The organism is Vibrio sp. V42_P2S4T144 (assembly GCF_009904715.1).
Classification (GTDB): Bacteria; Pseudomonadota; Gammaproteobacteria; order Enterobacterales; family Vibrionaceae; genus Vibrio; species Vibrio alginolyticus.
Genome location: NZ_WXWS01000119.1, coordinates 1 through 7,341, shown reverse-complemented (window position 1 = coordinate 7,341; position 7,341 = coordinate 1). Strand labels below are relative to the sequence as shown.

General features: G+C 43.2%; 8 protein-coding genes. 4 read left to right on the top strand and 4 right to left on the bottom strand.

The window, feature by feature from the left end; translation table 11 throughout:
• Positions 1 to 18: 18 nt before the first annotated feature.
• Positions 19 to 183, bottom strand: a complete 165-nt coding sequence (locus tag CAG68_RS04000; protein ID WP_005375297.1) for a YqaE/Pmp3 family membrane protein — start codon at positions 181 to 183, stop codon at positions 19 to 21.
• 267 nt (positions 184 to 450) lie between these two features.
• Between CAG68_RS04000 and CAG68_RS03995 the strand changes: the two genes are divergently transcribed.
• Positions 451 to 2,268 (top strand): hybrid-cluster NAD(P)-dependent oxidoreductase, encoded by a 1,818-nt coding sequence (locus CAG68_RS03995; RefSeq protein WP_054728748.1) that lies wholly within the window; start codon positions 451 to 453, stop codon positions 2,266 to 2,268.
• A gap of 100 nt (positions 2,269 to 2,368) precedes the next feature.
• Here CAG68_RS03995 and nadE read toward each other — a convergent pair whose 3' ends face one another.
• On the bottom strand, positions 2,369 to 3,199 hold the full coding sequence (nadE, locus tag CAG68_RS03990; protein WP_005375299.1) for an ammonia-dependent NAD(+) synthetase: 831 nt from the start codon (positions 3,197 to 3,199) through the stop codon (positions 2,369 to 2,371).
• 178 nt (positions 3,200 to 3,377) lie between these two features.
• Between nadE and CAG68_RS03985 the strand changes: the two genes are divergently transcribed.
• Positions 3,378 to 3,911 (top strand): nicotinate-nicotinamide nucleotide adenylyltransferase, encoded by a 534-nt coding sequence (locus CAG68_RS03985; protein ID WP_042521568.1) that lies wholly within the window; start codon positions 3,378 to 3,380, stop codon positions 3,909 to 3,911.
• A 14-nt stretch (positions 3,912 to 3,925) separates the two neighbouring features.
• On the top strand, positions 3,926 to 4,408 hold the full coding sequence (locus tag CAG68_RS03980; RefSeq protein WP_054728752.1) for a hypothetical protein: 483 nt from the start codon (positions 3,926 to 3,928) through the stop codon (positions 4,406 to 4,408).
• 127 nt (positions 4,409 to 4,535) lie between these two features.
• Here the strand turns inward: CAG68_RS03980 and CAG68_RS03975 are convergent, their stop codons facing one another.
• Positions 4,536 to 5,144, bottom strand: coding sequence for a hypothetical protein (locus tag CAG68_RS03975; RefSeq protein ID WP_005375302.1), 609 nt, complete (start codon positions 5,142 to 5,144; stop codon positions 4,536 to 4,538).
• A 191-nt stretch (positions 5,145 to 5,335) separates the two neighbouring features.
• Here CAG68_RS03975 and CAG68_RS03970 point away from each other — a divergent pair, with 191 nt between their 5' ends.
• Positions 5,336 to 6,445 (top strand): 1-acyl-sn-glycerol-3-phosphate acyltransferase, encoded by a 1,110-nt coding sequence (locus tag CAG68_RS03970; protein ID WP_005385027.1) that lies wholly within the window; start codon positions 5,336 to 5,338, stop codon positions 6,443 to 6,445.
• A gap of 74 nt (positions 6,446 to 6,519) precedes the next feature.
• Here the strand turns inward: CAG68_RS03970 and CAG68_RS03965 are convergent, their stop codons facing one another.
• Entirely contained in the window at positions 6,520 to 7,119 is a 600-nt protein-coding gene (locus CAG68_RS03965) for a hypothetical protein (RefSeq protein WP_017821237.1), read from the bottom strand.
• Positions 7,120 to 7,341 lie beyond the last annotated feature (222 nt).

Genomic DNA, 7,341 nt, shown 5'->3' with positions numbered 1-7,341 from the left:
GAGTGAGAGTGTAAGTGGTTACTTCATTGTTAACCAAAGCGCGTGGATCGTACCTGGTAGAAAGAAGAAACACGTCAATATTAGATTAATCAAAAAGTCTTTATTTAGACCTTTCTCCATAAACACCGCGACAGGCGGAAGAAAGATACATAACAAAATCAGAACCAGTTTTCTTGTATCCATAATTAAGCTCCAAATCGATAAATGGGAGTAGTGATAACTTGGGTGAATTATGTGTGTCGTATCACACTTTATCAAACGGTATTTGGTCAGAACGGTGTTAAAAAACGCGAATATTGAGTGTAGTAAATACTTGTCACTAAAACCAAATTTATAAGAATATGGTTTCGAGAAAGTTGCGATGGATGAAGAGGCAGTAGACTCTGCAACTTAATGTGATTTGAGTATACAATACCGCAACAAATAAAAAACACCCGTAGGAAGAAGGCCATGTCGCAACCCGTTTTATCCCAAATTAATGTTTTTCCGGTTAAGTCAGTTGGCGGATTATCGCTGTCGTCCGTATGGGTTGAGAAGCAAGGATTGAGCTTCGATCGTCGCTTTATGATTGCGAAAGCTGATGGCTCGATGATCACTGCGCGAAAGTATCCGCAAATGGTAACCATTAAGTCTGCATTATTGTCCGATGGAGTGGTGTTTAGTAGTTTGGGTATGGAGCCACTTAAAATCCGTTACCAAGATTTCAAAATGCAGGAGACACCTGCAACGGTTTGGAAAGATACGTTTACTGCCTATACCACGACAGATGATGCAGATGACTGGTTTAGTCGTGTGCTGGGGCAGCGCGTTGAGTTGTTGTTTAGTGGTGAGCAATCGAATCGTGTCCGTGAAAAGCTAGGTCAAAACGTCAGTTTTGCTGATGGTTATCCGGTTTTAGTGATCAGCCAAGCTTCACTTGATGAGCTGAACCGAAGAAGTTCAGAGCTACACTCAATGGATCAGTTTCGTACTAACTTAGTTGTCTCTGATACTAAGCCATTTGAAGAAGATTCATGGAAGCGCATACGAATTGGTGAGGTAGAGTTTGAGTCTCTCAAACCTTGCGAGCGCTGTATCCTGACTACGGTGAATACCCAAAGAGGCACATTCCGTGAGAGCAAAGAGCCGCTCAAAACCTTGCAACAGTTCCGTGCAAACGATGTCGGTGGTGTGTTCTTTGGCCAGAATCTTGTCGCGCGAAATGAAGGCATTATTCGTCAAGGCGATAAAGTTGAAGTATTGGAGTACAAAGAGCCGGAGTTTTACGCAGATAACTCGCCAGTGCGCATGAAGCTTACATGTGTTGAGCGTGAAGAAATTGCCCAAGACTTTGTGACCTTATGGTTAGAGCCAAACAAAGGTTCGTTGCCTAATTACTTGCCAGGACAACACCTGCCAATAGAGGTGAATATTGATGGTAAGAAAGTGGGTCGACGCTATACCTTATCATCCAGTCCTTCTCGCCCGGGTCGTTATGCTATTTCTGTAAAGCGTATCGCGGGTGGAAGAGTCTCCAACTCACTCTTAGACAACTTACAAGTCGGTGATGTTTTAGAGGCAGAACAACCTGACGGTCAGTTCCACCTTAAAACGCATGAAGCGCAGCCTCTGCTGTTACTCTCTGCGGGTAGCGGAGTAACACCAATGTTATCAATGGTGCGTTACTTAGCGGATCACAATCAGTTGGATAATGTGGTTTTCTACCATCAATGTCGCACCGAGAATGATATTCCTTGTCGCTCAGAGTTGGAGCAGTTAAAGCGTGAGCACCCAGGGCTAGAAGTAAAAGTCTGTTTAACGCAACCTGCTGTTGATTGGTTTGGTTTGAAAGGGCGTTTAAGTTTGTCACACATTAAGCAAATCAAAGATGTTGAACAGCGGCAGGTGTTTGTGTGTGGCCCGGATGGCTTTATGGATAAAGCAAAAAGTCTTCTACTAAGAAAAGGGCTGCCAGAGGAAAACTACCATCAAGAAGCGTTTGGAGTTTCTTCTCTTACGTCAAAGCCAGAGAAAAGTCTCGCTATTGACTTTAATGGAACTAAAGTCGTAGGCAACAACCAAAAAACGTTGTTAGATCAGCTCGAAGATGCTGGGAAGGTCATCAGCAATAGCTGTCGTGCTGGCTTATGTGGCGCGTGTAAGGTTCAGCTTACGTCGGGTCAAGTACATCATCCGGACGTGCCCGCGTTGACAGATGAGGAACGTGAGATGGGAACCGTATTGGCGTGTTGTGCTGTGCCAGAGACGGACGTAACAGTAACCAACTAGGCGAGAACGTCTTTGTCCTTCGACAAAAACTGTTCCTAGACAAGAAAACGCTGCTATTTTTAGCAGCGTTTTGAGTTTTAAAGAGAGCTGAAAATATCGCTCAGTCGTAAATCGTCGGGATTGGCTGGCGTTTGTGCTGCGTTGCTTTGTAAATCGCTACCAAACGGTCACTCACTTGCTGTGGAACGGGTTTGCCCTCTAAGAAATCGTCGATTTGCTCGTAAGTTAAGCTTAGGGCATCTTCATCTGCTTTTTGTGGAGCAAGCTCTTCTAAGTCTGCTGTTGGCACTTTCTTCACTAGTTGCTCAGGTGCACCCAATGTAGCAGCCACTTCACGAACTTGGCGTTTACTTAATCCGAACAATGGTGCCATGTCACAAGCGCCATCACCAAATTTAGTGTAGAAACCAGTGATGTTTTCTGCTGAGTGATCAGTACCAAGAACAAGGCCGCCTACGTAGCCCGCGATCTCGTATTGAGCAACCATGCGAGCACGCGCTTTTACATTGCCTTTTACGAAGTCGACTTTTGCTGCATCAGTTGGTAGAAGATCTGTGCCTTCTAATGCAACGTGAGAAGCCGAATGAAGCCCGTCAACACCTGCTTTGATGTTCACCGATACAGAATGGGTTGGCTGGATAAAAGACAGAGCGAGCTGAGCCTCATCTTCATCTTTTTGCTCCCCATAAGGCAGGCGAACTGCGATAAATTGGTAGCTATTGTTGCCCGCTTCTTCGTTCAGCTGGTCTACAGCCAGCTGAGCTAAACGACCACATGTCGTTGAGTCAACGCCACCGCTGATGCCAAGAACAAGAGACTTACAGCCCGCTTCTTGCAATTTACGCTTAATAAAAGCGACACGGCGTTCAATTTCAAAATGCGGATCAATTGAAGGGAGTACGCGCATTTCGTCACGGATGGATTGTTCCATTTAGGGTTCCTTTTCCTGCAAATATTTCAGACTCTAAAGCACATTTGCTCAAATGGTGATAAACCATACAGTTGAGGCTCATTAAACGCGACTTTAGGGTCAAAAGCTGTAAAGATTAGTAGTATCATACCGAAATCATCAGATTAGAAAACTCTCTTCAACCAGGTAATCACCGGATATGAAAAAAATCGCCATTTTTGGTAGTGCATTTAACCCACCTAGTTTAGGGCATAAAAGTGTTATTGAGTCTTTGAGCCACTTTGATCTCGTGCTACTTGAGCCAAGCATTGCACATGCTTGGGGCAAGAACATGCTTGATTACCCAACTCGGTGCAAAATGGTTGATGTGTTCATCAAGGATATGGGGCTTTCTAATGTTCAGCGTTCTGATGCGGAGCAAGCTTTATACCAACCTGGACAAAGTGTGACGACCTATGCGTTGTTAGAAAAAATTCAAGAAATCTACCCATCTGCCGATATAACTTTTGTCATTGGTCCTGATAATTTCTTCAAATTTGCTAAATTTAGTAGAGCTGAAGAGATTACGGAACGTTGGACTGTTATGGCATGTCCTGAAAAAGTAAAAGTCAGAAGCACAGATATTCGCAAAGCATTGGCCGAGGGTGAAGAGATCGGCGCCTATACAACACCTTCCGTAAGTGATTTATTACTTAGTAAAGGCTTATACAGAGAAACATTGTCTGGGAACTGAGAGGTCAGATTTTCATGGTCAGAGTCGTTTTATTTAGTGCATGTGCGCTGCTTGTGGTGACACAAGCTCATTCCGCGTGTAACTATTTTTCTGATCGTTCCGTGGTGTTTGAAGATAACACGCTTCCAATCTGTGAAGAAATTTTAGATTCCATCGGCGTGTTAAGTACTGAAGCATTGATTTGGTATGCAGTGGAAGCGAAGCTTGAAGGACCAACAGAAAACTATTGGGAGGAGTGGGCGATTAAGCCGGAAGACACCCCACTTCTAACTCAAAACTTAGAAAAGAATTACTTTGGTCTTGGTTTTTGGATGCCGGAAGAGCTCCGAGACGAAGAGAGTAAAATGGATACAGAAGAGTGGCTTCGTAGTCACGGGTTGATGTTCAGCGTCGGTTTTGGTGATAAATCAGACGGACAGCCAAGAATGCGGTTTGATTATCGTTGGCACGAATATTATGACGCTGACTGGATGATGCAGATAGAAGTACCTTTCTAGACATCTCAAGCAAATGAAAAAAGGGCGTACATTATCAATGTACGCCCTTTTTGTTTTTACTTGAATCTCTACTTTCTGTATCCGTAACTCTACGTAATGCTGAAAACGTAGCTTGTTAAAGAGCAAGTTATAGCGCTTCTCCAAAGACTAAAAAGCAAAGCTGTTCATATTCTTCGGTGTTACCAGCAAAAAGAGAGTCAACAATTTGCTCTTCCTTCTTCCCCGACAGTTTCATTTTTCTTGCTTCACGTAGTGTTAGTACCAAGCAAAGCTCTTTAGAAATATTCATGTCACAGCCAGGAGTCCATTGATTGATGGTTCTCGTTAACGTTGAGTGCGCTAGTTTAGGAGACAGCGTCAATACTTCATGTCTTACTACTGTCAGTAGATCGGTTTGCAGATCCGAGCGTTCGGCAGTTGTTGCTAGCTTCTCGACGAGCGCTTTTAGTAGCGGTGAAGGCTTCACAAAGCCCGCCTGTTGTGAGAAGTCGTCATTTAAACGCACAGAAAAATCACAACGATATACACGAGAATTAGGTAAAAAGGTGAGGGAGCTCAAACATCCTTGAGGAATCCAAAAATATTGGCCTGGTTCAATGGCATACTCCTGCTTACCCAATTTAATGACGGCTAACCCTTCGATGACAGACAGTAGACTGTGCTTCAATGCTTTTTTACGCGCAGCTACATCAAGAAAGGGGTATTTAGCGTCGTGAAATTCAATTGCGTAGTTCATTATGAGTACCAGTGTTTTTTGGCGCTAAGGGTAACGTTAAACCCATACGATTCCAACCTGCAGAGAGAATTTTTTAGCATGATAAATGGTGGCTTAACTGGTATGACCATGTTAAAAGTATGGGTTGAAATGCTGCTTGTCAGCAAAACTATGCGTAAAATGTGCCAGCTTTTTTTGATATGTAATGAACAATGACAGCCAATACCGATCCTTATATTGAAATTCGTCCTTACAACGACGAAGAAATTCCAGCAGCGCTGGATCGTCTAATCCAAGATGATGAATTTATCACTGCTATCCTAGAACATCGCTTTGCTAATAAAGCAGCGTGGTTCAAAACGCTAATGAGCCCGATCCTGCGCATCTACCTGAAAGCCAAGTGGAGCAAGCTTGATTCTGTCGAAGCAATTCAGATTGAAGTGAAGAAGTATCTGAAAGATACATTGAATAAGACAACGGATGGCGTCACTTTTTCTGGTTTGGATAAGCTGGATAAAAACACGTCATACCTATTCGTTTCTAACCACCGTGATATTGCGATGGACCCTGCGCTCGTAAATTATGGCTTGTACCAAAGTGGGCACCGTACAGTTCGTATAGCGATTGGCGATAACCTGCTGAAGAAGCCATGTGCGACAGAATTGATGCGACTCAATAAGAGCTTCATCGTTAAGCGCTCTGCTAAGGCGCCTAGAGAAATGATGAAAGCATTGGGACAACTGTCAAGCTATATCAAACATTCGCTTGATACTGGCAATTCAATTTGGATTGCCCAAAAGGAAGGTCGTGCTAAAGATGGAAACGACTTTACTGATCCTGCGATTTTAAAAATGTTCCATGTTGAAGGTCGTAAACAAAAGATCAGCTTTGGTGAGTACACGCGTTCTCTGAAAATCGTTCCTGTCTCGATTGCCTATGAAAATGATCCATGTGACATTGCCAAAGCAAAAGAGCTGTACGAAAAAGCAGAAAATGGCCGCTATGAAAAAGGCGAATTTGAAGATATCGAAAGCATCATTCAAGGTATCGTTGGCTATAAAGGCCGTGTACATGTTGCGTTTGGTGATGTGATTGAGCAAGAGTTTGAAACGCCGGAATCTCTTGCTGGTGAAATCGACCGCCAAATTCACAACAACTACAAGTTGTACCCAATCAACTTGTTAGCTGCTGGGCATGAAGATTCGAGCATCATTACGGAAGCAGTTAAGCGTCATCTCGCGGATAAGTTGGATCAGCTACCTGAAGGCGCAAGACCTTATTTGGTGGCGAGCTATGCCAATCCTGTGAATAACCAAGAGTAACTTTCGTCACTGAACTCTGTTGATTCAGAATGCCTTAAAGCCTCGGTCTGCCGGGGCTTTTGTTTATCTGCTCTTTAAGGTGCGACGGCGCCACCAAGGGTTAAATTGCTAGGCCATTTGGTGATCCTGTTACCACCTAAATAGATATTCCCTTTCACCGTCATTGTGTCTGGAAATACTTTCAGCGCTGATCCTCCAATATAAAGATTACCATCAACCACCAATCCTTCAGGAAGTTCAGAAATGGGAGTGCGAATAACACTTAGATCACCTTTTACTCGAAGTTTAGCTGGAAGCGCTTTTAACGGTGTATCTGTCAGATTTAGGTAACCGCCTAGTTTGATGCCTTTAGGCCAGTTTTCGATCTTACTACCTAGTAGGTTTGCATAGCCTTTTATCTTTGTTCCTGAGCGAATAACTTTGAGTGCGCTGTTAGTTGCTTCCAGACTGCCTTCAACATCAAGCCCTTTAGGCAAGGTTTTGATAGGGGTTTGTGAGATGTTTAAGTTGCCCTTTACCACTAGGCCAGAGGGTAGTTGGGTGTAAGGCTTGTTTCTAAGATCAAGATTGCCGTAATTATCGATGTGACCAAACTTAGAATAGTAATCTAGCTCATATGCCAAAGGAGACGAGCAGAGCAGGATTGAAGTAAGGCATAGGGAAACAAAACGCATAGTCAAAGAGTTAGTTAAATACCGAGATCAACAGGTGCTTATCTTATACTTAAATAAACCTATTATGCATTTTTTGCTCACAGTTTTTGATTCATAACTTAAATATTCAAATTAGAGATACACGTTAAAAGTGTGCGCTTCTTTACTGAGCTAAGTAACTTCAAGCTTACTAAAATGAGATAAATTAAATGATTGAATGTGAAGCAGACCCAAGTGTAGAGG